This window comes from Streptosporangium nondiastaticum (assembly GCF_003011965.1).
GTDB classification, from domain to species: Bacteria; Actinomycetota; Actinomycetes; order Streptomycetales; family Streptomycetaceae; genus Streptomyces; species Streptomyces nondiastaticus.
The window spans coordinates 21,533-48,492 of sequence record NZ_PXWG01000008.1 but is presented as its reverse complement, the minus strand read 5'-3'; the positions used below and the strand labels follow the sequence as shown (position 1 = coordinate 48,492).

Genomic DNA, 26,960 nt, shown 5'->3' with positions numbered 1-26,960 from the left:
GTGGTGTGTTAGGCGCTAAATGAGAATTAAAGGGAAGGCGGGCCGGCCGTCACCCACTGCGAATGACGGTGGGCGGAGCCCGCGGCCCCGCCCACCGTCATTCCGCCATTCCGCGACCCGTCTGTCAGGCCGCCGCGGCCGGGCCGGACTTCCGGCGCCGGGCGGAGAGGAGTTTCACACCGGGCTTCTCCACGTATTCGTGGAGGAGTACCGCGCCGAAGAGGGACACCGCCAGGACCAGCCCGAGGTGCAGGCTCAGCGGTATGAGGAGATGGTGTGTCTTGAGGAAGTGGTCGAGGCTGAAGATGACGATCTCGTGCACCAAGTAGAAGGCGAACGAGACCTCGCCCAGGTACACCGTGATGCGATTCCGGAAGGGCGAGGGCTCTCCATGGACGTCGGCCCGGGCCGCCGCGGCGATGGTGAGCGTGTACGGAATGACCGTGTCGGCGGACCAGTGGAAGTCGAAGGGCATGACGTGGGACGGCCCGAAGACGACCAGCACCGACAGGGCGAGGCTCGCGGCGAGTCCCGGACCGCGCCAGTTCCCGCTCTTCACCAGCAGGGCGACCGCGATGCCGATCACGAACTCGAGCAGCCGGACGGGCGGGAAGATGTAGAGCATGAACTTGGGGTCCCAGCCCGTCGCGTGCGCGATCCGGCCGGCGGCGATCGGGGCCAGGACCACGCACAGATTGCCGGCGATCACGGTCGCCCACAGTCCCCGGGTGGAGAACCGACGAATGATCTTCACTACGAGCGGGAAGCTCAGGTAGAAGAGGAACTCGCAGCTCAGTGACCACGAGACGCCGTTGTATCCGAACCACCAGTCCTTCTGGTTCGGAATCCAGGACTGGGTGAGGCTGAGGTTGGTCAGGGCGATCCGGGCGTCGAGGGCCTTGCCCATCCAGATCATGGTGAGCACGGCGACGAAGAAGGTCGCCAGATGGCTCGGGTAGATCCGCGCGAAACGGCGCCGCCAGAATCCGGTGACGGTGTCGTGGGGGCGCGCCGACCAGGCGAGGACGAATCCGGAGAGGATGAAGAAGAACGACACCGCGGAGGGGCCGGCGTAGACGACCTCCTTCAGCCGGAAGACGTGCAGTGAGGTGCCGGTCGACGCCTCCTCGTAGAAGAAGTGAAAGCAGGCGACGAGCAGCGCCGCGTACCACCGGAGGCCGGTGAGCGAGTCCAGTCGCACCCGTGAGACGGGGGGTTTGCTGGACACCTCGGCGGCGGTGGGGGTTATCAGACTCACTGTCAGCTGTCCCAGGTGAAGAGCAGGCGGGTTTCTGCGGCATGGGTTACGTCGCAGAGCCTTGCGAGGGCGTGGCGCGGGCCCTGGAGAGGCGATCTCCTGGGCCCACGGAAATGCCTGTGTCCCGCCCGGCGGGCGCGGGGAGGGAACGCAGGTCGTACCGCGGGCGGCCGGGGCCGCGAAGAAGCGGCCGCGGCGGCGGAACGAATGAGCACGAAGCGCTCATCTTATATGCAAGATGGTCACTACACGAGGTGTCTCGGTCACGCATTTGCCGAGCCGGGCCCTCACGGCCCGTTCCCGAATCCTGTTACCCGCGGTTCAGGTATGGCTGCCGAAGACGCAAGGGTGGGCGCAGGGCCCACCCTTGCGCCACGGATTGCGCTAGATCCGGACCTTGCTGCCGGGTTCGCCGATGCCGGTGGCGAAGGTGCCGCGCTCGGTCCAGCTCTGCTGACCGTCGCCGATGCCGTTGATCCGGGCCTGAATCACTCCGTTGTCCTGGAGGACGAGGTAGTCGGCCTTTCCGTCGGCGTCGATGTCGGCGAAGCGGACCTTGCGCCCGGGCTCGCCGGCACTGGGGATGTAGGAATCGAGTTCGCTCCAGCGGGCGCGCCCGTCGGTGCCCCTGTTGATCCAGGCTCGCACGGAGCCGTCGTCCTGGACGGCGAGGTAGTCGGCCTTTCCGTCGCCGTTGATGTCGGCGAAGCGGATGCTGTCGTCGTGTTCGCCGACGCCACCGACGATGGTGCCGAGCCCGGCCCAGCTTCCCTGGCCGGTGCCGCCGTTGTTGATCCAGGCCTGCACCGCCCCGTATTCGTTGACGACGAGGTAGTCGGCTTTGCCGTCGCCGTTGATGTCGGCGAAGCGGACCTTGCGCCCGGGCTCGCCGACGCCGGTGGCGAAGGTGCCGCGCTCGCTCCAGCCGCCGTGGCCGGTGCCGCCGTTGTTGATCCAGGCCTTCACGGTTCCGTCGTCATTGAGGACGAGGTAGTCGGCTTTGCCGTCGCCGTTGATGTCGGCGAAGCGGACCTTGCGCCCGGGCTCGCCGACGCCGGTGGCGAAGGTGCCACGTCCGCTCCAGCTGCCGTGATCGGTGCCGCCGTTGTTGATCCAGGCCTTCACGGAGCCGTCGTCCTGGACGACGAGGTAATCGGCCTTGCCGTCGCCGTCGATGTCGACCCGGTGGTCACCGGGCGGGGCCGGCCGGCGCGGCGCCGCCGCCTTGACGTCCACGCGCTGCTGTATCCAGCCGTCCTGCGCCGCGCGGGCCACGCCCTCGGAGAACGCCTCGGCCATCTTGACGTAGCCGCTGTCCTTGGGATGGAGATCGTCGGCGAGGTCGCTCGTCGTGACCGCCCCCATGTCGACGTACCCGACGTGCCGTCCCTCGGCCCGCCGCTCCGCCACCAGCTGGGGCACCACGGCATTGAACTGCTCGATGCGCCTCTGGGTGTCGGGCGTCGTGGAGGGGACCAGGGAGGAGACCAGCACCGTCATGTCGGGAGCGGCCGACGTGATCTTGTCGATGAGGTCCCCGAGGCGGCGGGGGGCCGTGTCGACGTGGTAGTCGTCATTGAGGTCGTTGGTGCCTATGTGCAGCAGCACGACGTTGGGTTGTGCGGCCGGCAGCCATCTGTCGATGTTGCTGGACAACCCGCCGATCTTCCAGCCCCAGTGCCCTTCGTGATCGAGGTCGGGGAGCTTCCCATTCCGCTTGGATCCCACGAAGTCCAGGCGGTCCGTGTGCGAGGCCAGCCGGTTCCACAATTCCCCGCGGTAACCGGACTCGGTCGAGCTGCCGGCACCGTGCGTGATCGAGTCGCCCAGGGGCATCACGGTGAGGCGTGGCACCTTCCAGTCCTTCGCGGCGGCGGTGGCGACGACTGCACTTCCGCCGGGAGGGGTGGGCGCGGTGGGTGAGGGCTGCGGTTCGGCGACGACGGCATCTGCTGTCATCAGGCCTCCCCCGAGTGCAGCGCTCAGAGCGAGTGCGACCATCCGCGGCGACAACGGTCTCAGAGGGTTTCTGCGCTTCAAATCAATGACTCTCTGTCATATCCGTTTCTGGGAGCCCGGAATGCCTCCTCGCGATGCGAGGGTGGCTTCTCGCGGCAACCATGGCCGGACGGCGCTTCTTCGCCGCGGGCCCGAGAAAGGCGAGTGTGTATCTGCTGCTGGGCTCGCCGCGCCGTGATGGGGGCAAGCTCCAGCGCTCCGCCACGTTGCGGAGTCCTGGGTGTTACGTGAGGAGGACGGCTTTCGCTGTGCGTGTTGTCGCCATCCGCGGTCGGCTGGGCGGCGGCCCGGCCGGAACCCGTCACGGTCGTCGCGCGCTATGACCTCGAGAGCCTGTGTGGTGTGGACTGCCCTCGTTGCGGCTCGGAGGGCCTGTCCTCCGGCTCGGACTCCCGCGAATACGGGGAGGGCCTCGGGGACTTCAAGGAGTCAAGCGCTCGATCTGCTGGTGCCGGCGACCTTGAAACGGAGCGGTCTCAGCCAACGCCCCGGCTCATTGGTCAGGGCGGCCAGGGCAGTGGTTCACCGGGAAGCCCGGCAGTCCGGCGGCAGAGCGCGCCTGCCGGCCTCGTGAAAGGCAATTCCCCGGCGATGGCTCCTGCGAGCAGGAGTTTGCGCGCACGTGACATCACCTAGGAATCCTTCCAAGGTTTTCTCTGCCGCAGTAGCTACGAGTGGTGGTGCTGCGGTGACAGGCGATACGAGTGAACATACCATACAGTCTGAATCGGGGTGCGGGCCTCCCGAGGTGCGTGAATGCAGAGCACCTGATGGCGTGTCATGTGCACGACTTCTCCTGTCTTCTGGCTGGATTGATGCGGTCCGCGCTGTCCTGTCGGCCTGTTGCGTGATGGTTGCCGTGGCGGGTCCGGACCCTCTTCTTGCAGGCATTTCGGTGGGCGCCGGGCCGCGGGTCTAATGAGTGGAGCAAAACACCTTCGTCTCCCTATGGTTGGCCGACGCAGAGATGACAGTTGCTGTGAAGGGGTGGGGATTGTCTTGAAGTTGTCTCGCATGGCCGCGGTGGTCGCCGTGGCCGCCATTACTCCGGCCCTCCTGCTTGCCTCGCCGTCCCTGGCGGACGGCGCCGCAGCGGATTCGTCGGCGCGGGCGGCCCAGATCTCGGCGGCGAAGTCCGCCGGACAGCAGGGCGAAGGGTCTGCCGACAAGGATCAGCAGGCGGAGAAGGACCGGAACGAGATCCAGCGCATCATCAACACCGGGGGCCCTGGTGTGAAGGACGCAGGCAAGGCGGCGCTCGGCGGTGCCGCCGCCGACATGAGGAAGTTCCTGGAGACCGGTCAGTTCGAGGCTCGGGATGCGGACAATCAGGTTCTGATCTCGCGGATCCTTTACTACGCCGGGGGGCGTGGGGTGAAAGACGCGGCCAAGGCGGCCTTGAAGGGCACTCCGGAAGATCGGGTGGCTTTCCTGGAGACCGGTCAGTTCGAGGCCAGGGATGACGACAACCAGGTTCTGATCTCGCAGATCATCAATGCCGGGGGGCGCGGGGTGAGGGAAGCCGGCAAGGCGGCCATGAAGGGTACTCCGCAGGATCGGATCAACTTCCTGACGTCGGGTCAGTACGACGCTCAGGAAGATGACATCTCGATTCTCATCTCGCGGATCATCAGTGAGGGAGGCCCCGCGATACACGATGCGGGGAGGAAGGCCATGATGGGCACTCAGCAGGATCGGATCGCCTTCCTCGCGACCGGCCAGTTCGAGGCGCGTGAGAAGGACAAGAAGGCCGGGAAGTAGAGGCTGGTGAAGTCACCCGAAGCCCTGCCGGCGACTGGCGGGGCTTCGATACTTCTCTTCTTCGATACTTCTCTTAATGCGGCCTGCGCGGGCCCCTTCGAGGGGCTGACCCGCACGGACCGCCGACGGGCAGGACGCATCCTTTCACCGGTTGCGCGAACCGCCCCTGTAGATCATGTTCGCGCCGATCCCGGCCATTCCCGGCCATGGGGCCGACAAGGGTGATCTTGCCTTTTGCCGCCGCAGGCTGCACGCACACGGTTCCTGCCGTCGAGGCGCCCCTTTCCCCGCTCCTCCGCAGGAGGCCTTCCATACCATGGAGGCCTCGATGTGGCTCAAGGCCTTGACGGGGGAACCGCGGGACGGCTCAGCTTAGAGTTCATGTGTTGTATGGATGCCGGGCTCCAGAGCTGTGGTCCGGTACGGGGACGGCCGGCGTGCCGTGGCCCGGCTAGGCGGGAGTGGATGGGCGTGGAGACTCCGGGGTCGCAGTCGTCGCTGCACCGGGCCAACCTTGAGCGGGTCGTGCGGGCCGTGCGGACGGCCGGGTCGCTCACACAGGCCGAGATCGCCCGGACTACCGGCCTCTCCGCCGCCACCGTCTCCAACATCGTGCGGGAGCTGAAGGAGGGCGGGACCGTCGAGGTCACGCCCACCTCCTCCGGGGGGCGGCGGGCGCGGAGCGTGTCGCTGTCCGGGGATGCCGGCGTTGTGGTCGGGGTGGACTTCGGGCACACCCACCTGCGCGTCGCCGTCGGGAATCTTGCTCAGCGCGTGCTTGCCGAAGACGCCGAGCCGCTCGATGTGGACGCTTCCGCCGCGCAGGGGCTCGATCGGGCCGAGCAGCTGGTCAGGCGGCTGATCGACGATGCCGGGATCGATCCCGGGAAGATCATCGGTGTGGGGCTCGGCGTGCCGGGGCCGATTGACGTGGAGACCGGAACGCTCGGGTCCACCGCCATCCTGCCGGGGTGGGCCGGGACCAATCCGCGGGATGAGCTGGCCGCCAGGCTGAGCGTGCCCGTGCACGTGGACAACGATGCGAACCTCGGCGCCCTCGGTGAGCTCGTGTGGGGCGCCGGGCGAGGGGCCGCTGACCTTGCGTACATCAAGGTCGCCAGCGGTGTCGGGGCCGGACTCGTCATCAACGGGCAGATCTACCGGGGGCCCGGCGGCACAGCGGGGGAAATCGGGCATATTACGCTCGATGAGTCCGGGCCTGTTTGCCGGTGCGGTAACCGCGGGTGTCTTGAGACCTTTACGGCTGCCCGGTATGTCCTTCCTCTGCTCCATTCGGCCCATGGGTCCGATCTCACCGTCGCCCGTATGGTCCAGCTCGCGCGCGAGGGGGACCCCGGCTGCCGACGGGTGATTTCGGACGTCGGGCGGCATATTGGTAGTGGTGTGGCCAACCTGTGCAACCTGCTCAATCCGCGGCGGGTCGTGCTGGGTGGGGATCTCGCTCCCTCCGGTGAGCTCGTGCTCGCGCCCATCCGTGAGTCCGTCTCGCGGTACGCGATCCCCAGCGCCGCCCGGCAGTTGGAGGTCGTCCCCGGTGCGCTCGGCGGCCGGGCCGAGGTGCTCGGCGCCCTCGCGCTCGTGCTGAGCGAGATGGGTGATTCCACGCTCCTCGATGGGCATGCTCCGGTCGGGGCGTCGCTGTCCGCCTGAGCGCCGGCGACGGCCGGGCGTGCCCCGACCCGTCCCGGCACGTCCCGCTTTTGGCCCTGACTCCTCCCTTGAGTTCATGTAGATAACGAATGGCATCGTTGCCGTCTCGTTAGGGATTTACTTCTTGACGGTGCTCGGGCGGCCGAGTTGACTTTCCGCCACCTCGGTCGCAACGACGCGGCCATGTCAGGGAGGTTTCTGCAATGAACACGCATCTGCGTCGTGCAGCCGTGGCCGTGGCCGCTGTTTCGATGGCCGCCGGACTGGGCGCCTGCGGTAAGGCCAAGGAAGCGGGCGGCGGGGACACCAAGAAGGAAGGGAAGGGGTCCCTCACCATCGGGCTCCTCCTTCCGGAGAACCAGACCGCGCGTTACGAGCGCTTCGACAAGCCGCTGATCGAGAAGAAGATCAAGGAATTGGCGGGCACGGACACCGTCGTCCTTTACGAGAACGCCAAGCAGGACGCCTCCGTCCAGCAGCAGCAGGTCGACACGATGATCACCAAGAAGGTCGACGCGCTGATCGTCGACTCGGTGGACGCGAAGTCGATAGCTTCTTCGGTGAAGAAGGCGACCGACAAGGGAATTCCCGTCGTCGCGTACGACCGGCTGGCCGAGGGCCCGGTCAAGGCGTACACCTCCGTCGACAACGAGCGCGTCGGCAAGATCCAGGGCGAGTCGCTGCTCAAGGAGCTCGGTGACAACGCCTCCAAGGGCCAGATCGTCATGATGAACGGCTCCGTCACCGACCCGAACGCCAAGATGTACAAGGACGGCGCTCACTCCGTCCTCGACGGCAAGGTCAAGATCGGGAAGGAGTACGACACCAAGGAGTGGAAGCCGGAGAACGCCAACGAGAACATGAAGGGCGCGATCTCCTCGCTGGGCAAGGACAACATCGTCGGTGTCTACTCCGCCAATGACGGTATGGCCGGCGGCATCATCACGGCCCTCAAGAGCGCCGGATTCGACAAGCTCCCGCCCGTCACCGGCCAGGACGCCGAGCTCTCCGCCGTCCAGCGGATCCTTTCCGACGAGCAGTTCATGAGTGTCTACAAGCCTTACAAGCCCGAGGCCGATGCCGCTGCCGAGATGGCTGTCGCGCTCGCCAAGGGGAAGGCGCTCGACGGAATCGCCAAGTCGGCCGTCGACAGCGGGACGCAGAAGAAGATTCCCTCCATCATCGTCACCCCCTTCGCGCTCACCAAGGGCGACATCGCGAAGTACGTCGGTCAGGAAGGCTTCTTCAACCGCGACGAGATCTGCACCGAGAAGTACAAGGCTCAGTGCGACTCCGCCGGAATCAAGTAGGGATTCCCCAGATGCCTGCCACCACAGACACCGCCGCAGACACCGCCACCGAGACCACCGTCCCCGTTCTCGCCCTCCGAGGGATCTCCAAGCGCTTCGGTGCCGTCCAGGCGCTCACCGACGTCGATCTGGAGATCCACCCCGGTGAGGTCGTCGCCCTCGTCGGCGACAACGGCGCCGGCAAGTCCACCCTGGTCAAGACCATCGCCGGCGTCGGCCCCGCCGACGACGGAGTCATCGAGTGGGAGGGGAAGCCGGTCACCGTCGACCGGCCGCACGCCGCCCAGGAGCTCGGCATCGCGACCGTCTACCAGGACCTCGCGCTCTGCGACAACCTCGACGTCGTCGGCAACCTCTTCCTCGGCCGCGAGATCGTCCGCGCCGGGGTGCTCGACGAGGTCGAGATGGAGCGCCGCGCCCGGGAACTGCTCTCCACCCTGTCCATCCGGATCCCCAGCGTCCGGATCCCCATCGCCTCGCTCTCCGGCGGGCAGCGGCAGACCGTCGCCATCGCCCGCTCGCTGCTCGGCGAGCCCAAGATCGTCATCCTGGACGAGCCGACCGCGGCGCTCGGCGTCGAGCAGACCGCGCAGGTCCTGGACCTGGTCGAACGGCTGCGCGAGCGCGGCCTCGGCGTCATCCTCATCAGCCACAACATGGCCGACGTGAAGGCCGTCGCCGACCGCGTCGCCGTGCTCCGCCTCGGGCGGAACAACGGGACGTTCGAGGTGGCCTCCACCTCCCAGGAAGAGATCATTTCCGCCATCACCGGTGCCACCGACAACGCTGTCACCCGGCGGCGGGCCCGCTCCGCGGAGGCGGCGGGGGCGGGGGCGGGGGCGGGGGCCACGGAGGCCGCCGGTGCCGCTGGTGCCATCAAGGAGGCTCCGACCACCCAGGCCGCCGAGCCTGCCGAGGCCGACGAAGCCGACAAGGCCGTCCAGGCCGTCCAGGCCGACAAGCCCGAGAAGGAGGCGGGCGCATGAGTACCGAGCTGCCCACGTCGTCCACCGAGCCGGCCACCAGCGGTTCCAATGGTCCCAACGGTTCCAATGGTCCCAACGGCCAGGCCCCCGCCCACGACGCACTCCCCGCCGTCGACCCCCGCCTCCTCGTCCGCGAGGAAGGCTTCGCCGGCTACTGGAGCGAATTCCTCCGCAAGCTGCGCAGCGGCGAGCTCGGGTCCCTCCCCGTCGTCGTCGGCCTGATCGTCATCGCCCTGGTCTTCCAGCTCCGGGACTCGGCGTTCCTCGGTGCGGAGAACCTCAGCAACCTCTTCGTCACCGCCGCCGGCACCGGCCTCATCGCGGTCGGCATCGTCTTCGTGCTGATCCTCGGCGAGATCGACCTGTCCGTGGGCTCGGTCAGCGGCCTCGCGGCCGCCGTCTTCGCCGTACTCAACATCAACCACGGCATGGCGGAGTGGCTCGCGCTCGTCCTGGCGATCCTCTCCGGCACCGTCATCGGCGCCCTGCACGGCTTCTTCTTCGCCCGGATCGGCGTGCCCGCGTTCGTCGTCACCCTGGCGGGCCTGCTGGGCTGGAACGGCCTGATGCTGCAGGTCCTCGGCTCCAACGGCACGATCAACCTCGACGACTCCGGGCTCGTCGCAGGCCTCACCAACCACTACTTCACCGACATCTCCGCCGCGTACGGGCTGGCGACCGTCGCCGTGGCCGCGTTCTTCCTGGTGTCCTTCCGCGACAGCAGGCGCCGCGAGGCCGCGGGCGTGCCCAGCCGGCCGCTCAGCGAGATCGTGCTGCGCACGGTGGCACTGGCCGTGCCCGCGTACGTGGTGGCGTGGCTGTTCAACCAGTACAAGGGCCTGCCGCTCGCCGTCGTGATCTTCCTCGGGGTCGTCGTGGCGCTGGACCTCGTGCTGCGCCGCACCGCGTACGGCCGGAAGGTCTTCGCCCTCGGCGGCAGCGTCGAGGCGGCCCGCCGCGCCGGCATCAACGTCGCGGCCGTCCGGATCTCCGTCTTCGCCCTCTCCGGGACGATGGCGGCCGTCGGCGGCATGTTCCTGGCCTCGCAGATCAACGCCGCGAACCAGTCCTCCGGGGCCGGCAGCCTCCTGATGAACGCGATCGCCGCGGCCGTCATCGGCGGCACCAGCCTCTTCGGCGGGCGCGGCAAGACGTGGTCCGCGCTGCTGGGCGTGCTGGTCATCCAGTCGATCGCGTCGGGCATGGCGCTGCTGGGCATCGCCTCGGCGGTCCAGTACATGATCACTGGCGCGGTGCTGCTGGCTGCGGTTGTGATCGACTCCGTGTCGCGGCGGACGCAGAAAACGGCGGGGCGCGCGTAGCCCCTGCGGGGGGCGCTCTGCCCACGGTGCGTAGTCGCCGTCCGTCGCCCGCCTTGGGCGGCGGACGGCGGCGCCTTTGTGTACGGGGTGTGCCCGTATGTGTACGGGGTACGCCCGTACGTCGTCGGCTGCCGGTCCGTGGTGGCTGGTCGCGCAGTTCCCCGCGCCCCTTATCGGGGCGTGGCGGGGCCCCGGGAGGGCGCGCGAGCCGTACGTGGCCGCGGGCTCCCCCCCCGCCATCCAGCCGTACGGCCGTCCTCCCCGCCCGGACCGTGCCCTATAGGGCGTTTTGCCACGCCCTCCCTCGCTCGTGCGTCCGGTCGGGTGACTCGGGTCGCATCACCCGTTCATCGCCACGCCGAGCGGAACATTAGACTCGACGGATCTAGAGGTTCTTGAGGTTCTTGCGGTTCTTCAAGGCTTCTACATGTTTCTACAAGCCGACAGCTCGACGAAGAGGAGGCACGGGTGGCCCTGCTGACCCGCATCAGGGAACCGCGCGACCTGGACCGGCTCAGCCCGGAGCAGCTCGACCGGCTCGCCGCCGAGATCCGCACCTTCCTCGTCGACGCCGTCTCCAAGACCGGCGGGCACCTCGGGCCCAACCTGGGCGTGGTCGAGCTGACCATCGCCATGCACCGGGTCTTCGACTCGCCCAAGGACAAGATCCTCTTCGACACCGGGCACCAGGCGTACGTCCACAAGCTGCTCACCGGCCGCCAGGACTTCTCGAAGCTGCGCGCCAAGGAAGGCCTCTCCGGCTACCCGTCGCGCGCCGAGTCCGCGCACGACGTGATCGAGAACAGCCACGCCTCCACCGTGCTGGGCTGGGCCGACGGCCTCGCCAAGGCCAACCAGGTCCTCGGCCGCAAGGACCACGTCGTCGCCGTGATCGGTGACGGCGCGCTCACCGGCGGCATGGCCTGGGAGGCGCTGAACAACATCGCCGTCGCCAAGGACCGCCCGCTCGTCATCGTCGTCAACGACAACGAGCGCTCCTACGAGCCCACCATCGGCGGCCTCGCCAACCACCTCGCCACCCTGCGCACCACGGACGGCTACGAGCGCTTCCTGGCCCGCGGCAAGGACCTGCTGGAGCGCACCCCGGTCGTCGGCAAGCCGCTGTACGAGACGCTGCACGGCGCGAAGAAGGGCCTGAAGGACTTCATCGCCCCGCAGGGCATGTTCGAGGACCTGGGCCTGAAGTACGTCGGCCCGATCGACGGCCACGACATCGAGGCTCTGGAGTCCGCCCTGCAGCGCGCCAAGCGCTTCGGCGGCCCCGTCCTCGTGCACTGCCTCACCCAGAAGGGCCGCGGCTACAAGCACGCCGAGCAGAACGAGGCGGACCGCTTCCACGGCATCGGCGCCATCCACCCCGACACCGGCCTGCCCGTCGCCTCCGGCGGCGCCAGCTGGACCTCCGTCTTCGCCGACGAGATGGTCAAGCTCGGCCAGGAGCGCGAGGACATCGTCGCCATCACGGCGGCCATGATGCAGCCGGTCGGCCTCGGCAAGTTCGCGAAGGCCTTCCCCGAGCGCGTCTACGACGTCGGCATCGCCGAGCAGCACGCGGCCACCTCCGCGGCCGGCCTGGCCACCGGCGGTCTCCACCCGGTCTTCGCCGTGTACGCCACCTTCCTGAACCGCGCCTTCGACCAGGTGCTGATGGACGTGGCCCTGCACAAGTGCGGCGTGACGTTCGTCCTCGACCGGGCCGGCGTCACCGGTGACGACGGCGCCTCGCACAACGGCATGTGGGACATGTCGATCCTGCAGGTCGTGCCGGGCCTGCGGATCGCCGCCCCGCGCGACGCCGACCAGGTCCGCGCGCAGCTCCGCGAGGCCGTCGAGGTCAAGGACGCGCCGACCGTCGTGCGCTACTCCAAGGGCACCGTCGGCCCGGCGGTCGAGGCCGTCGGCCGCGTCGGCGGCATGGACGTGCTCCGGAAGCCCGCGGAGGGCGTCGAGCGCCCCGACGTCCTCATCGTCTCCGTCGGCGCGCTCGCCCCGATGTGCCTGGAGATCGCCGACCTGCTCGACAAGCAGGGCATCTCCGCTACGGTCGTCGACCCGCGCTGGGTCAAGCCGGTCGACGCCGCCCTGCCCGGCCTCGCCGCCGAGCACCGCGTCGTCGTCACCGTCGAGGACAACAGCCGCGTGGGTGGTGTCGGTTCCGCCGTCGCCCAGGCGCTGCGCGACGCGGGCGTCGACCTGCCGCTGCGCGACTTCGGCATCCCGCCGCGGTTCCTCGACCACGCCTCCCGCAAGGAGGTCATGGCCGAGATCGGGCTGACCGCGCCGGACATCGCCCGTCAGGTGACGGGGCTCGTCGCCAAGATCGACGGGCGGCTCGAGGACGCGCCCGAGGCCGCCGAGGCTGCCGAGCCCGCCGGGGCGACCTCCGAGGCCGCTGCGGAGCCCGCGCGCGACTAGGACTGCGCGCGACCAGGGCTGCGCGCGAGCGTGCGACTAGGGCCTTGCCCTTCCGAGCGCCTCGCCCTTCCGAGGGCCTCGCCCCTCCGACCGTCTCCACGGACCGGTTCGGACCACCCCCTATCCGGGTGGTCCGGCCGGTCCGTACGCATATGGACCTCTGCGTCCCATCGGGTGAATCCTGAGGGTGGGTGGCAGGTCCGGCCGCCCCGCGCCCCCGATCATCGCGGACACTCGCTCAGTTCACGGTGAGCGATGGCGAAGAGTGTGCGAGCAGGTGGAGGAGGGCCGATGAGCACGAGCGAACAGCAGCCTCTCGGGGAGCGCCGCGGCAAGCGCGGTGTCTTCCGTACCAAATCGGTGGAACAGTCCATCCGGGACACGGAGGAGCCCGAGCACGCGCTCAAGAAGTCCCTCACCGCCCTGGACCTCACCGTCTTCGGTGTCGGCGTCGTCATCGGCACCGGCATCTTCGTCCTCACCGGCAAGGTCGCCAAGGAGAACGCCGGCCCGTCGGTCGCGCTGGCCTTCGTCCTCGCCGGCGTCGTCTGCGGGCTCGCCGCGCTGTGCTACGCCGAGTTCGCCTCCACCGTGCCGGTGGCCGGCTCCGCGTACACCTTCTCGTACGCCTCCCTCGGCGAGCTGCCCGCCTGGATCATCGGCTGGGACCTGATCCTGGAGCTGGCGCTCGGCTGCGCCGTCGTCGCCGTCGGCTGGTCCGGCTACATCCGCTCGCTGCTGGACAACGCGGGCTGGCACCTCCCCGTGGGACTGCAGGGCACGCACGGGGGCCGCTTCGGCTTCGACCTCCTCGCCTGCATCCTCGTCCTCGTCCTGACCTCGATCCTCGTCCTCGGCATGAAGCTGTCCTCACGCGTGACGGCCGTCGTCGTCGCGATCAAGGTCACCGTCGTCCTCATCGTCATCATCGTCGGGGCCTTCTTCATCACCGGCTCCAACTACGAGCCGTTCATCCCCAAGTCCCAGGGCACCACGGCCGGCAGCGACATCAAGGCCCCGCTCATCCAGCTGATGTTCGGCTTCTCCCCGTCGAACTTCGGCGTCATGGGCATCTTCTCGGCCGCCGCCGTCGTCTTCTTCGCCTTCATCGGCTTCGACATCGTCGCCACCGCCGCCGAGGAGACCCGCAACCCGCAGCGCGACGTGCCGCGCGGCATCCTCGGCTCCCTCGCCATCTGCACCCTGCTCTACGTGGCCGTGTCCGTCGTCGTCACCGGCATGCAGAAGTACAGCGAGCTGTCCACGGACGCCCCGCTCGCCGACGCCTTCAAGGCCACCGGGCACCCGTTCTGGGCCGGGCTCATCAGCTTCGGCGCCGCCGTCGGCCTCACGACCGTCTGCATGATCCTGCTGCTCGGCCAGAGCCGGGTGTTCTTCGCGATGAGCCGCGACGGCCTGCTGCCCCGGATCTTCTCCCGGGTGCACCCGAAGTACGGCACGCCCTACCGCTCCACGATCCTGCTCGGCGTGGTCGTCGCCGTCCTCGCGGGCTTCACCTCGATCGACGTCCTCGCCGAACTCGTCAACATCGGCACGCTCTTCGCGTTCGTCGTCGTGGCCCTGGGCGTCATCATCCTCCGCCGCACCCGGCCCGACCTGCCGCGCGCGTTCCGCACCCCGCTGGTGCCCGCGGTCCCCGTCCTGTCCGTTATCGCCTCGGTCTGGCTGATGCTCAACCTGACCGCGGAGACGTGGCTGCGGTTCGCGGCGTGGATGGTCCTCGGCTTCGTCCTGTACTTCGTGTACGGGAAGCGGCACAGCCGGGTCCCGTAGCCCTGCTGTAGCCCTGCCGGGTCCCGTAGAGCGGGCGGCGGCAGGCTCAGGCCCGCACCGTGCTTCTCAAGCCTGCACCGCGCTCGGCCCGGTCACCTCCGCGCCGAGCGCGGTCACGCGCGCCCGCAGCTCACGGTCGGCCGTGACGACCACGCAGCGCCGGCCCGGCTCCCGGCCCGCCACCACGGCCACGATCGCGTCGTCACCGCTGCCGGACGCCTCCTCGACCCGTACGCCCGGCACCGGCGCGACACCGCGCGCCGCGCCCTCGACCACCAGGACGACCTCCGGCGCGTCCGCGAACAGGGCGGGCGCGCCGGCCGCCGCGTGCGCCGCGAGGCGGTCCCGCAGCCGCCCGGCCGCGCCGAGCCGGTCCCGCCACCAGCCGTCCGGCACCGAACCGACGACGTTCGCGGAGTCCACGACGAGAAGAGTGTTCATGCCCGCAGCCTTGCACGGCCACCGTGGCACGACGCCCTGACCGGCCACGATGTTATTGTCGAGGGTCGACAAACGGGCTCCGAGCGCAGCGCCACGCGCCGCGCCACCGAGGCCGAATGCGAGAGCCGCATGCGAGAAAGGCTGGCAGCGAGTCATGGCAGTGCGTACGGCCACCCCGGTCACCGGCTGGCTACTGAGGGGGAGCGACGGCCGTCTGACGGCCTACGCACCGGCCGAGGGCGGTGTCGTGCGCTGGACCGAGACCCGGCCCGGCGGCCCCGAGTGGACGGGCCCGGAGCTGCTGGCGGTGCCCGGCCTGGAGCCGTTCCTGTCCATAGCGCAGGGCCCGAAGGGCTACGTCCACCTGGTCGGCGTGCGGCGCCGCGAGGTCGATGACCGCACCGAGACCGACATCGTCTACGCCACCCAGTTCCAGTCGGGCCGACCGCCCACGAACTGGCGCTCGATCGGCTCGCCCCACGGACAGGACTGGCAGCGCTCGGCGCAGATCGGCGCCCCCGCGGCGGCCGTGGACTCCGCCGGCCTGCACGTCTTCGTCCGCAACTCCGGCGGCGGGGTGTGCGGGCGGCGGCAGGACGCCCGTGGAATCTGGGGCCCCTGGGCCGACATGAAGGGCAGTCACGTCCTCGACGGCCTGACCGCCGTCGCGACGCCCGCCGGGCGCGTCGAACTGATCGCCCCCGCGGCCGAATGCGTGCTGCGCTGGCGGCAGGAGCAGCCGGGCGGCCCGGTGCGGCGCGTCCTCAACGTTCCGGCGAAGCCGGCGGCCGGCTCCTCCGCCTCGGGCGTCACCGGCGACGACCGCGTCACGCACTTCTGGCGGGACGCGGCGGACGGCGGCCTGCAGACGCTGTTGCCGGACGCCGGTGCGGACGACGAGCCGTCGGTCACGTCCGTGGGCGGCACGGGCACCGGCCCCGTCGCCGTGCTGCGGGCCGTCCTCGACGGGCACGAGTGCACGGTGCTGGCGCAACGGGCCGCGTCCGGGCTGCCGGCCGTCGCCGTGTGCCCCAGCGGGGACGAGACGCTGCCGGCGCAGTGGTCGGAGACGGGCGAGGAGTTCACCGGCGCGCCGGCGCTCGCCGTCGACGCGAACGGGCGAGTGACGGTGGCCGTACTCGGCACCGACGGCCACCTGCGGGTGGCCCGCCAGCGCTCCGACGAGCCGGGCCTGGCGCTCGGTCCTTGGCAGCGGGTGTAGCAGCGTCCGGCCACCGCGCGGACGTCATTGCGTTTCAACGCCGAAGGGCCGCTGGATGGACAGGTAAACAGCCTAACGGTTGGGCTCTGGAGAACAGAGTGCATCACCGCCACCGTATGTGCCCGCGTCTGACTCCGACTCCAACGACAAGCCATCGACGCCCTCGGCTATACCGACGATGAACCGGAAGACCCACCCGCCGCAACCGTCCGTTGACGTTGCCGTCAGCGTTGCCGTCAAGAACCTGGGGCCCTGCTGACTGTCAGCAGGGCCCCAAGCTTCTGCTACCACCAGAATGGAAGCACTCTTTTCGCTCTGGCACGCCACAAGAAGAATTCGGCGGCGATCAGGAGTTCGCGTGCGCCTCGTTCCATGCACTCTCGAACTCTTCCGGAGTAATCACCTTGGCAGTGAACTCCGGCTGGCTGGAAATTTCCTCCAGAGGCGGGAACGGGATTTCCGAGAGGCCGACAGTTGCAGTTTCGAAACCCTCGTCTGCCCATTCGGATTGACCATCCCGGTAGAACTGCACCTTCCGGGTTTCGTACCCGTCGTCTCCAAGCTCGCTGAGATAGAGCACAGGATCGTCAGCGAAGTCGTGATCCCATGTGACCTTGACGTACCTCACCTCTAGTTCCTTCCAGAGCCGACGATACGGCCGGTTAGATCGAGTGGTCCGCTGTTTGGGATCACAAACACCCCTGGCCTGCCTTCTACCACGTCCAGCCCTCTGACGTCGATTTCGATGTAGTGAGTGAACTTACGTCCGGCCCATGGGACCCGCAAGAAGGCCGCTGAGAGCTGCCCGAGTGTCTTCGTCCCCGGCTGTATATCCGTCAAGTACTGACCGTCTCCGTAGCGAGCATCCTTCGGATTGTTCGCTTTCAGGGACGGCCTCATCTCGCCACTCGAAATGATTCCGTCATGCCCCGCTTCATTCGTGTAGTGGTAGAGACTTTGCGGACCATCAGAAGCAGCCTTCGCGGCCTCACCACAGTTATGGACAAGGACCGGCGTAGCGCCCGCCTGGACATAGTACGTATGGATCGAGCTGACCGACAGGTTGAATACCTGCTGGACCGCGGTCCACGCTCGGGTCGCCGTGACCTTGACCCACGTGCCGGTCGACGTGCGGAGCATTGCGCCCGGCTTGACTTTGCCAGCGTCGGTCCAGGTCTTCTGGTCCTCCAGCCAGAACGGGTGGCCTTCGGTCGCAGTGATGGTGTCGGTGGCCTCGCCCTTGTCGCCGTCCGTGTCGACAGTCAGCTTGACGAGGTGCTTCTCGCCGTTGCCGACGATGACATCACCGACTGTCTGGGCTTCCGTCTTTCCTGTCGTCGGGTCGGTCGCCAGGACCTTGTCGCCGACCTTGACGTCCTTGATGGGCTTGGTCGTGCCGTCGGCCATCAACACCGGGGTTTCCGGAGTGAAGCTGTTCGGGGCCTTGCAGGTGGCCCCGGCCAGGTCCTCGGCCTTCTCCGCGAGCTTCGTGCCCTTCCCCGCGGTGGTCGCGCCCTTCTCCGAAACGAACGCCGTCTTCGCCGCGTGTTCCATCTTCATGCCGGCCCGCGCCGCCTTCGCGCCGCGGACTCCCGCCGTGGCGCCCGGCACGAACATGCTGCCGACCGTCGCGATGGTCCACAGGCACGCCTCGACGTCGCCCTTCGTGGCGCAGGCGATCGCGTCATTGACGCCGGTGACCTCGGCCGCGAAGTCCAGCGCCGCCTTCAGGTAGGGCGCCGCCGTCTGGGCGAACTCCGAGACCGCCGTGATCGCGGTGTCGACGGCCGAGACCATCTTGGCGCTCACGTCGGCGACGATCTTCGTGACTTCGGTCGCGACCTTTGCCACGTCCTGGACGACCTGCTTGGTCTCCTGGACGATCAGTGCCGGAGCGTGGGCCGCCGCCGCGACGACCATCTTCATGCCCGCGTAGACGGGGCGAAGTGCCTTGGCCAGGACTGGTATGGGGTTGTGGGTGGCGGCGAACTTCTTCGCCGCCCGTGCCGTGTCGCTGATGTAGCGCTTGCTCTCGCGGTAGATCTGGGCCGCGGATTTGTAGATCCGTGCGCCCTGGTTGCGTATGTACCGCGCTCCGGATGAGATCTTGTTGCCCAGCCACCGGGCGCCGGAGGAGATCTTCTGCCGCATCCAGTTGACGCCGGAGGAGATCTTCTCCCGCATCCAGTTGAGGCCGGAGGAGATCCGCTCCTGCATCCAGTTGATGCCGGAGGAGATCGTTCGTTCCGCGGCGTGGTAGATCTGCGTGGCCGTCTGCGCGACGGCGCGGCCGGCGGACGCGATCTTCCGTCCGACCTTCTTCAGGGCGCCCCGGATGCTCCAGTGGCCCGTCGGGTCCGTGTTGTCCACCGGGTCGCCGTCGCCGTAGGTGTAGCCGTTGGCCCGGATGGACGCGGGGGTCGGGTCGAGGTTGTAGCTGTCGCGGGAGGTGAAGGAACCGCCGTCGGCGTCGTACCAGCGGGCGGCCATGCTGACCTGCTGGGTGGACGGGTCGGTCCAGTCGCCCTGGTAGCCGAGGGAGACCTGGTCGCCCTGGGTAGCCGTGGTGCGGCCGAAGGGGTCGTAGCCCGTCGACGACGTGAGCTTCTTCGGGTCGCTGTCCTTGGCGTTCAGCGTGCCGACGATGTCGCCGTGGCGGTCGCTCATCGCCAGGCGCGTGGCACCGTCCTGGGTGATGGAGACCAGCTCGCCGTTGAGCCCGCGGCTGTAGACGCCGCGGCCGTCGGTGACGACGTCGTCGTCGAGACCGTCGTAGGTGTGCTGGGTGCCGTCCCGGTCGACCAGGCGGCCGAGGGCGTCGTACTGGTAGGAGATCTCGCCCTGCTTGGCCAGCTGGCCGAAGGCGTCGAAGCGGCTTTCCTCGGTCAGGCCGGACGTCGTGGAGGACTTCCGGGTGCCGCGCGGGGTGTAGGTGTAGGTGGCCTCACCGTTGGTCAGCATCCGGTTGCGCGCGTCGTACGTCGCCTTCCGCTCGCCCGCCTGGATGCGGTTTCCGGCGTCGTCCCACGCGTAGCCCGTGGTCTTGCCGTCCTTGTCGGTCCAGGAGGTCAGGCGGCCGGCGTCGTCGTAGGCGTACTTCTGCTCCCCCGCGTCGGCCGTGCCGGCGGTCTTCTTCGAGATCACCCGGTCGTTGTCGTCGAAGGCGTACTCGAACGAGGCGAGTGTCGTTCCCCCGGTGGACTTGGTGATGTCGGAGACCTGACGGCCCAGCGCGTCATAGCCGAAAGTGCGGTTCAGGCCGGGAGAGTCGACGCCTTCCAGCGCCCCGGATTTGTCGTACCGGTAGCTGAAGAGCCGCTGCGACTGCGCGTCCTTGACGGACTTCAGCCGGCCGTTCTCGTAGCCGAACACTGCCGTGCCGGCCGCGTCGACCCGGGTGAGCAGACGGCCGTTCTCGTCGTAGCCGAACGTGGCGTCGCCGGATCCGCCCTTCGCGGAGGTCAGCAGGCCCCGGTCGTTGTATTCGAAGACATTCGTCCCCTTGGGGGCACTGGCGGAGGTCATCCGGCCGGCCGCGTCGTATTCGTAGACGCGGGAGGGGGTCGAGGCCTCGGCCCCGGATCCGGTTTCCTGCAGCAGGAGGCCGCTGGGGTCGAAGGTGCGCTGACGTTCCACCTTGCCCGGCTCGGTGAGCCGGACGGGGTTGCCCTCGGCGTCGTAGGAGGTGGTCCAGGTGCGGTCGGCCGGGGCCGGGTGGTCCTTCGTCTCCGGCTCGATCACCGACTCGGGCAGGCCGAGGGCGTTGAAGGTGTAGCGGGTGGTGTTGCCGCGACCGTCGGTGAAACGGGTGCGGTTGCCGTTGGCGTCGTAGCCGAAGCTGGTCGTGATGGTCTTGTCCGCGCTCACCGGCTCGACCTGCTGCACCAGCTGGTTCTGCGGGTCGAAGGTGAACCGGGTGCTCTTGCCCTTCGCGTCGGTGGACGTAGAGAGGTTGCCCGCTTGGTCGTAGCGGAAGCTGCGGTTGCGCAGCGGCCGTTCGTCCTTGTCCAGCCAGAGCTGACCGGTCATCCGGCCGGCCTGGTCGTAGTCCTGCCGCACGGTGCGGCCCAGGGCGTCGCTGTTGCGGATGACGCGGCCGGCCATGTCGTAGCCGGTCTGTGTCTTCACACCCGCGGCATCCTCGGTGCCGGTGAGCTGGCCGAGTGCGTCGTAGGTGAAGCGCGTGGTGTCGCCGCTGGGCGCGGTCTGTGCCACGAGCTGGTCGGCGTCGTCGTAAGTGAAGGTGGTGGAGAAGTAGCGGGTCTGGTCGGACTTGCGCTCCACCGCGGTCGCCGTGCGCCGACGACCGAGGTCGTCGTAGGTGTTCTCGGTGCGGGCTCCGGTCGGGTCCGTCACCGAGAGGGTCTCGCCCGTGCGGGAGTAGGTGTAGGACCACACGGCACCGGCACCTGCCGGAACGTTTTTGCCGGACTCTGTCACCAGGCCGAGCAGCTTCGAGGCGCGCGGCTCCTCGCGCTGGACCATCCGGCCGAGCTGGTCGTAGCGGAAGCGCTGGACGTTGCCGAGCGCGTCCGTGGTCGCGGTGATCCGGCCGGCCGCGTCGTACTCGTTGCGGCTCACCGGGGTGATCGGCTCGGACGCCCCGGGCGGGGTGTAGGACGGAGAGGTGCTGACCGTCGGGCGGCCGGCCTTGTCGAAGGTGACGGAGGAGACCCGGCCCTGCGGGTCCTTGCTCTGGGTCGCCTCGTCGAAGGCGTTGTACCCGGTGGTGGTGGCCGGACGGGTCCTGACCGCCGGAGCGTCGCCCCCGCCGTTCTCCACGTCGGCGGCCGGTTCGGTGACGGTCACCTGACGGCCGAGCTCGTCATAGGTGTAGGTGGTGGTGAACGCCTCCGGGTCCGCGCCCTCGGCGTTGCCCCGGGGCTCGGTCTCCGCGAGCAGCAGTCCGCGCTGGTCGCGCTTGAAGGTCGTGGTCAGCCGCTCCTTGCCGTTGAGCGTGGTCTCGCTGAGCTCCCGGCCGGCGGCGTCGTAGGTGTAGTCGACGACCTCGGAGCTGCTGCTGGAGAACCCGACGTTGGAGCTCTTGCCGGTGTGCACGACGCGCGTCACGTTGTCGGCATCGTCGTAGGTGTAGCTGACCTTGCGGTCGAGCCGGCCCGGGTCCGTCGTGATGGTCCGGGTGCGGCCCGACACGTCGTAGGCGTAGGCGGTGACGGTGGTGCCGTTGCCGGTGGTCTTGCGCGTCAGGTTGCCGAGGGCGTCGTAGGCGTTCCGTTCGAGCTCGATGTCGCGGGTGGACCCGTCCGGCTGGCGCACGCCGAGGGCGCGCACGGCCTTGCTGAGGCCGTCGTCGTAGTAGCTGAACGCGCGGATACGGCCCATGGCGTCGGCGTGCCGGGTCAGGCGGCCGGCCATGTCGTAGGCGTAGGAGTCGGTCACCAGGACCTTCTCGTCGGCGTCCTTGGGAGCTTCCTCCGGGTCTCCGCTCCAGTCGCGCACCCGTACCTCGGCCACCTTGTTGCGCGGGGTGTAGGTGTACTCGGTCCGGGTGCCGCTCGGGTCGACCTGCCAGGCCCGGTTGCCCAGGGCGTCGTAGCCGAAGCTGGTCTCGGCGCCTTCGGCGTCCGTCACCCGCACCGGGCGGCCGGAGTCGTCGTACTCGGTGCGGGTCACGCGGGTGGGGTCGCCGCCCGTGGTGTCGGCGACCTCGGAGCGCAGCACCAGGCCGTCCTGGTCGAACTCGATGGTCGTGAAAGCGGTGTGCGTGACGCCGGTGACCTGGTTCTTGACTCCGGGCTTGGTCGTGGTGACCGTCCGGCCCAGGCCGTCGTAGGTGTAGCTGACGGTCACGCCCTTGGGCTGGGAGTCGCTGATGTCGGTCTCGGTGAGCTTGCGGCCCAGGCGATCGTAGGTGTACCGGGTGATCAGGCCCGCCGGGTCGGTGGTCTCGGCGAGATCACCGTTGGCGAAGTAGGTGTACTTGGTCGTCTTGCCCTTGGCGTCGGTCATGGACGCCAGCAGGCCGGCCGGAGCGGTGCCCTCGTTGTTGAAGGCGGGGTCCGATCCGGTGGTGAAGGTGCGGGTGGCCTTGCGGCCGTCCGGTGCGGTCTGCTCGGTCAGCTCACCGCGGGCGTCGTAGGAGTACGTCGTCCGGTAGGTGTTGTCCGTCGCGTCCGCGGAGCGTGCGTCGCGGGACTCGGTGAGCTTGCCGTTGCGCGGGTCGACCGGGTTCTTCTCGTCGAAGTAGTACGTGTAGTAGGTGGTCTGGCAGTCACCGAGGTCGCGGCAGGTCTTGCGTGTCGCGACATTGCCCTGGTCGTCGTAGGTCATGTCGATGGCATGACCGTTCTCGTCCATGACCCGGCTCTGGAAGCCCTTGTCGTCGTAGCCGAAGCTGCGCACGCCCATGGCGTTGACCGCGCCGCCGACGAATTCGGGGTCGGGGTAGTCCGTCGGGCGGTTGCCGTCGCCGACGACACCGCCCTCGAACATGCCGCCCTCGGTGCCGGGGGTCGGGGAGGTCGTGGGCTTGGGCTTCTGGGGCTCCACCGGCTTGTCGCGCAACGGGGAGACGTAGCGGATGACGCGGCCGGCCAGCGGGTCGTAGTCGTAGAAGTGCCGGCGGTTCTTGGGGTCGGTCACCTGGACGGTGCGGATGAGTTCCTTGCCGTACAGACCGGTGACGGGGATGCCCAGCTGCCACTGGCCGCCGTTGTTGTCGGTCAGCTTGTCGACGCGGTCGACGGAGGTGTCGTACGAGACCTCCACGGCCGTGCGGCCGCCGGGCGTCGTCACCTTGGTGAGGTGGTCGGCCTGCTCGCGGGCCGCGTAGAGGGACTGCGCGGCGGCGGTGCCGATGGGCTTGTGGTAGACGGCGACCTCGTCGATGTCGCCCTTGAAGTAGACCGCGCCCTTGGCGGGCGGGGAGGGCCAGTCGTAGGCGTAGCCGGAGCCGATCTCGGCGAACCGCTGGTTGCCGTGGTTGACCGGTGCGTCCAGGCTGCCGTGGCGCTTGCCGTCCAGGAACAGGGTCTGCCGGGCGCCGTCCGAGGACAGCACCACGTGGTGCCACTGGCCGTCGTTGACAGCGGTTCCCGTGGTGATGGGGGAGATGCGGCCGATGCGGAACTGTCCGCGCAGCTTGCCGTCCGCGCCGATGTACAGCACGGGCGCGCTGGTCCCGTCGCTGCTGTCGTTGTGCTTGTCGGAGCGGTAGTTCAGCAGCACGCCGTTGCCGGAGGTGCGGAACCACATGCTGACCGCGAGGCTGCGCTGCAGGTTCAGCAGGTTCTCGGGCAGGTCGACGCGCGAGGAGGTGCCGTTGAAGCCGGCCGCGCTGTCCGAGGTGCCGCTCAGCGGGCCGGCGGCGTCGTGGGTGACGTCGACATACTGGGCCCGGTCCTTGCCCTGGTTGACGGTGACCTGGCTGACGGCGTCGTCGCCGCCGTCCTCACCGAAACGCCAGTAGGCGTAAGGGCCGGAGTCCAGGGCCACGCTGCGGTAGTGCGAGCCCTTTCCGTACTCGTACCGGGTGCAGGTCTTCTCGGGGGAGCAGACCTTGGCGAGCTTGTCCCCGTCGTACTCGTACGTCCAGGTCAGCGGGCTGGTGCGGAGCGGGTCGGTACCGACTGCCGTGATGTGCTCACCCGTCCACTGGAAGAACAGGCTTCGCTTGCCGGCGTCGTTGCGGAGCTGGACGAGCTTGCCGTCCGTGTAGGTGAAGGTCTGAGCCAGTCCGCTCGCGTCGGTGACCGTGCCGAGCAGTCCGTCGGCGCGGAAGGCGTAGCGGACGCCGTTCTTGTCGGTGAGCTGCCAGCCCCCGTCCTTGACGGTGGTGAAGACGGCGTCACGGCCCATGGGGGCGGCGAAGGAGCCGTCGGGGTTGCGGCCGAAGCGGACCTGCTGGCCGTCGGGGTAGGTGACGACGACATTGCCGGTTCCGTCGTCGTCCGGCGTCACCTTCATGTCGAGGCGCGAGGCCCAGCCGGCGCCGAAGACGTGGTTCCTGGACGGGTCGAGGCTGTTGTAGGTCCGGGCGATGGTGAGCCCCGGGCCGATGGTGGCCACCGAAGCGTCGACCGCCGCGCTGGCGAAGTTGCCGACCTGCGGGTCGAAGGGCTTGTCCGAGGAGCCGTAGGGCGAGCCCGCCAGGTGCGAGGTGATGACCGGCTGCGGCACGGCGGTCAGCAGGGTGGCGTACGGCAGCTCGGGGCTGACGGCCGCGTTGTCCCTGCTCCAGGGGCGCCACAGATAGGTCTTGGACCAGCGCAGTTTGCCGGCCGGGACGACCCAGCTGCGGTCGGGTGACCAGTCGGAGAAGAAGCAGTCCTTCGGCTTGCCGTCCTTGCCGGCTTCACACACCTCGTAGCGGTACTGCAGTGTCTGCCCGGTCTTGTCCATGTCCCGGGCGTTGGCCCACAGCTCCGGTGTGAGCGTCTGGGACTGGTAGCCGTTGGCCGGGTGGAAGGCGTCGACGACCGGAGGGATGGCCAGCACGTTGAGGCCGATGCGGACCGGCGCGATGTTGTAGTCGGTGAAGAATCCCAGACCCTTGCGGATCATCGAGAAGTCGATGAGGTACTCGCCCGGGTCGCCCTTCTGGACCGTCGCGTCGAGGGTGACGGCGGCGCCCCGGGGCACGTCCTTGGGGAGCTGGGCCGCGGACACCTCCTTGACCAGCTTGCCGCCCTTGTAGGCGCGGTAGCCCAGCTCGTAGGTGCTGGGGGTCCAGGTCTCGGCGCCCAGGTTGGTCACCTTGATCTTGACCTTGCCGTCCTGGCTCCGGCTGACCGCCGGCTCCGGGTTCGCGCGCTCGACGGAGTACTTGGCGTCGTACGGCGAGTGCGTGACGTAGAGGGACGGAGGGTTGGCGCTGTTGGTGCTGGAGAACTTCTTCCAGCTCGCCGTGTCGGACTCCGAGCCGCGCAGGGTCAGACCGTAGTTGGGGCGGGAGCCGTTGGCCCATTCTTCGACCAGGTCGCGCCCCTTGGAGCCCAGCTCAATGGCCTCCCACGCGGCGGGACAGGCCGAGCTGGACTGGCCTTCGCCGATGAAGCCGTGGGCGAAGGACTCGCCGGCGATCTTCGCGCCGAAGGAGGGGCCGGGGTAGGTGTGGCCCTTGCCGGCCGTCCACGCCTCGGTGACCGGGTGGACGCTCACCTCGCGCGGGCGGCAGGAGGCCGACCAGTAGTTGAGGACGTTGAGCGAGGCGCCGAAGATCTTGTGGTTGCGCAGCTTGGAGGCCACGTTCGGGAAGGCGAGGTAGCTCGCGGCCCGGCTGGTGCCGCCGTCGCTGACGGCGCCGACCTTGAGGGTGTCCTCGGAGCCCGAGCTCCAGTTGTTGCTGCCGGACTTCTCGACGTACATGCTTGACGAGGCGCCGACGGGATCCACCATGGGCGGGTCGACCCGGACGGGGAACGTGCGCTCCGGGGCGGAGAGCCAGTCGCCGTCAAGGTCCACGCGCAGGGCCTGCCCGCCGCCGTGCTCGACGAGGCGGTAGCCGACCTTGGTGGATATCGCACCGTCGCCGGACTCCGGGTGGACCTTGGAGTCCTCCATGTAGCCGTGCGGGATCCGCACGCGCTGCTTGCCCCCGGCGTCCTTGAGGACGATGTCACCGTTGTCCAGCGAGGCCGTGAGGCCCTTGGTCCGCAGCGGGAAGAGCCAGGTGCGCGGTGCGTCCTTGGACCGCAGGACCATGACCTCCTTGAGGCCGCCCGGCCTGGATATCAGCTCCAGGTCGGCGTCCTTGAGGACGTCGGGGTAGGTGATCGCCGACTTGTTCTTGTCGTCGGTACGGCCGGCCGAGCGCTGCGCTCCGTCGAGGCCGAAGGAGACCTCGTGGTCGCCGTCCACGACGAGCCGGGCCAGGTCCTTGGCGTCGGCCTGAGCCGCGAGCCGGATGTCGAGGCTGTCGGCGGCGTTGCGCCAGCCGCCCGCATTGCCGTCGCCCGTGCGGACGAGCGCTGCGTCGATCGGCTTCCAGCTGCCGTCGGAGGCGCGGTAGTTCAGCCGTTCCTTGGAGAACTGGGTCGTTCGCGACCCGTCCCGGTTGCTGAAGGTGCGCTCGAACTCCGAGCGCTCGCCGGTGATCTCACTGCTGCTCCTGGGGTCGTAGCCCTTGACCTCCTTGCCGGGGGCGGCCTCGATCTTGGCCTCGTTCCGGGCGGTGGCCTCGGGGGCCTTCGGGCGCTCCACGGCGTACTTGCCGTGCAGGGTCTGCGGGCCGCGGGACTTGACCGGGGCGGCCGAGCCGTCGAGGTGGTCGAGATCCGCGGCACTGCGCCAGCGCTGCCCGTCGGGCCGCTTGGTGTGGCCCTTGACGCCAGGCAGCGAGGGCCCGGCCTCCGGCTTGGTCACCGCCTCGGAGGGAGCCGCGGCGGTGAACACCAGCATGGCGGCCGTGGCCGCGACGGCTCTGCTCACCCCCGGTCTGGTGGCGAAGAAGCCGCGGTGCCTGAAGGCGCCGCGGCGGCGACGCGCGCCGGAGGACCCGGAACGCCGGCTGCCAAGGAACACGGAGAACACACCCCACCCATCGACCGGACGTGGCGAGCCTGCATATGGACATGCATCGGCATATGGGCATAGGTCGCCACAGGGAGCCACAACCATGAGATGGCGGGCATTGAGACGATGTTGTATCTGAGTAAAGATCAGGTATGCAAGAGGCAGGGGTAGTTAAAGCGCCACCGACTACGCTCCGAAAGCAAGAGCGGGCATTATGGTCGTTTTGCCGTCATCAATGCTCATCGAGGGTAACTGCCCCAAAGGTAG

The 26,960-nt window shown here is 68.7% G+C and carries 12 protein-coding genes and 1 pseudogene; 8 read left to right on the top strand and 5 right to left on the bottom strand.

Going from position 1 to position 26,960, the window contains the following annotated elements; genetic code table 11:
- Positions 1-124: 124 nt before the first annotated feature.
- Both B7P34_RS06020 and B7P34_RS06015 read right to left on the bottom strand, forming a co-directional pair.
- Positions 125-1,228: an acyltransferase family protein gene (locus B7P34_RS06020; RefSeq protein WP_189382522.1), complete on the bottom strand. Its 1,104-nt coding sequence runs from the start codon at positions 1,226-1,228 to the stop codon at positions 125-127.
- A 414-nt stretch (positions 1,229-1,642) separates the two neighbouring features.
- On the bottom strand, positions 1,643-3,217 hold the full coding sequence (locus tag B7P34_RS06015; protein WP_189382520.1) for an FG-GAP-like repeat-containing protein: 1,575 nt from the start codon (positions 3,215-3,217) through the stop codon (positions 1,643-1,645).
- Between the two features lie 1,074 nt (positions 3,218-4,291).
- On the opposite strand from B7P34_RS06015, the gene B7P34_RS06010 reads away from it, so the two are divergent.
- The 7 genes and pseudogenes from B7P34_RS06010 (at position 4,292) to B7P34_RS05980 (ending at position 14,557) form a co-directional block, all read left to right on the top strand.
- Positions 4,292-5,038, top strand: a complete 747-nt coding sequence (locus B7P34_RS06010) for an ALF repeat-containing protein (protein WP_189382518.1) — start codon at positions 4,292-4,294, stop codon at positions 5,036-5,038.
- Positions 5,039-5,503: 465 nt separating this feature from the next.
- A complete protein-coding gene (locus B7P34_RS06005) occupies positions 5,504-6,709 on the top strand; it encodes an ROK family transcriptional regulator (RefSeq protein WP_223267551.1) in 1,206 nt (401 codons plus the stop codon).
- A 203-nt stretch (positions 6,710-6,912) separates the two neighbouring features.
- Positions 6,913-8,019 (top strand): substrate-binding domain-containing protein, encoded by a 1,107-nt coding sequence (locus B7P34_RS06000; RefSeq protein WP_106674745.1) that lies wholly within the window; start codon positions 6,913-6,915, stop codon positions 8,017-8,019.
- A gap of 11 nt (positions 8,020-8,030) precedes the next feature.
- Positions 8,031-8,843, top strand: a pseudogene (locus B7P34_RS05995) (ATP-binding cassette domain-containing protein); the annotation flags it as partial.
- Positions 8,844-9,001: 158 nt separating this feature from the next.
- Entirely contained in the window at positions 9,002-10,327 is a 1,326-nt protein-coding gene (locus B7P34_RS05990) for a sugar ABC transporter permease (RefSeq protein ID WP_223267550.1), read from the top strand.
- Between the two features lie 468 nt (positions 10,328-10,795).
- Complete coding sequence (gene dxs, locus B7P34_RS05985; protein ID WP_106674744.1) at positions 10,796-12,763, top strand: 1-deoxy-D-xylulose-5-phosphate synthase; 1,968 nt, start codon at positions 10,796-10,798, stop codon at positions 12,761-12,763.
- A 291-nt stretch (positions 12,764-13,054) separates the two neighbouring features.
- Entirely contained in the window at positions 13,055-14,557 is a 1,503-nt protein-coding gene (locus B7P34_RS05980) for an amino acid permease (protein ID WP_106674743.1), read from the top strand.
- Between the two features lie 66 nt (positions 14,558-14,623).
- On the opposite strand, the gene B7P34_RS05975 is transcribed toward B7P34_RS05980, so the two are convergent.
- Positions 14,624-14,998: an NTP pyrophosphohydrolase gene (locus B7P34_RS05975; protein WP_106674742.1), complete on the bottom strand. Its 375-nt coding sequence runs from the start codon at positions 14,996-14,998 to the stop codon at positions 14,624-14,626.
- A 154-nt stretch (positions 14,999-15,152) separates the two neighbouring features.
- Between B7P34_RS05975 and B7P34_RS05970 the strand changes: the two genes are divergently transcribed.
- Positions 15,153-16,220: a hypothetical protein gene (locus B7P34_RS05970; protein WP_106674741.1), complete on the top strand. Its 1,068-nt coding sequence runs from the start codon at positions 15,153-15,155 to the stop codon at positions 16,218-16,220.
- A gap of 346 nt (positions 16,221-16,566) precedes the next feature.
- On the opposite strand, the gene B7P34_RS05960 is transcribed toward B7P34_RS05970, so the two are convergent.
- Together B7P34_RS05960 and B7P34_RS05955 are read right to left on the bottom strand one after the other, a co-directional pair.
- Positions 16,567-16,848, bottom strand: a complete 282-nt coding sequence (locus B7P34_RS05960; RefSeq protein WP_106674740.1) for a DUF6881 domain-containing protein — start codon at positions 16,846-16,848, stop codon at positions 16,567-16,569.
- Positions 16,849-16,850: 2 nt separating this feature from the next.
- Positions 16,851-26,609, bottom strand: a complete 9,759-nt coding sequence (locus B7P34_RS05955) for an HYD1 signature containing ADP-ribosyltransferase family protein (RefSeq protein ID WP_146166748.1) — start codon at positions 26,607-26,609, stop codon at positions 16,851-16,853.
- Positions 26,610-26,960 lie beyond the last annotated feature (351 nt).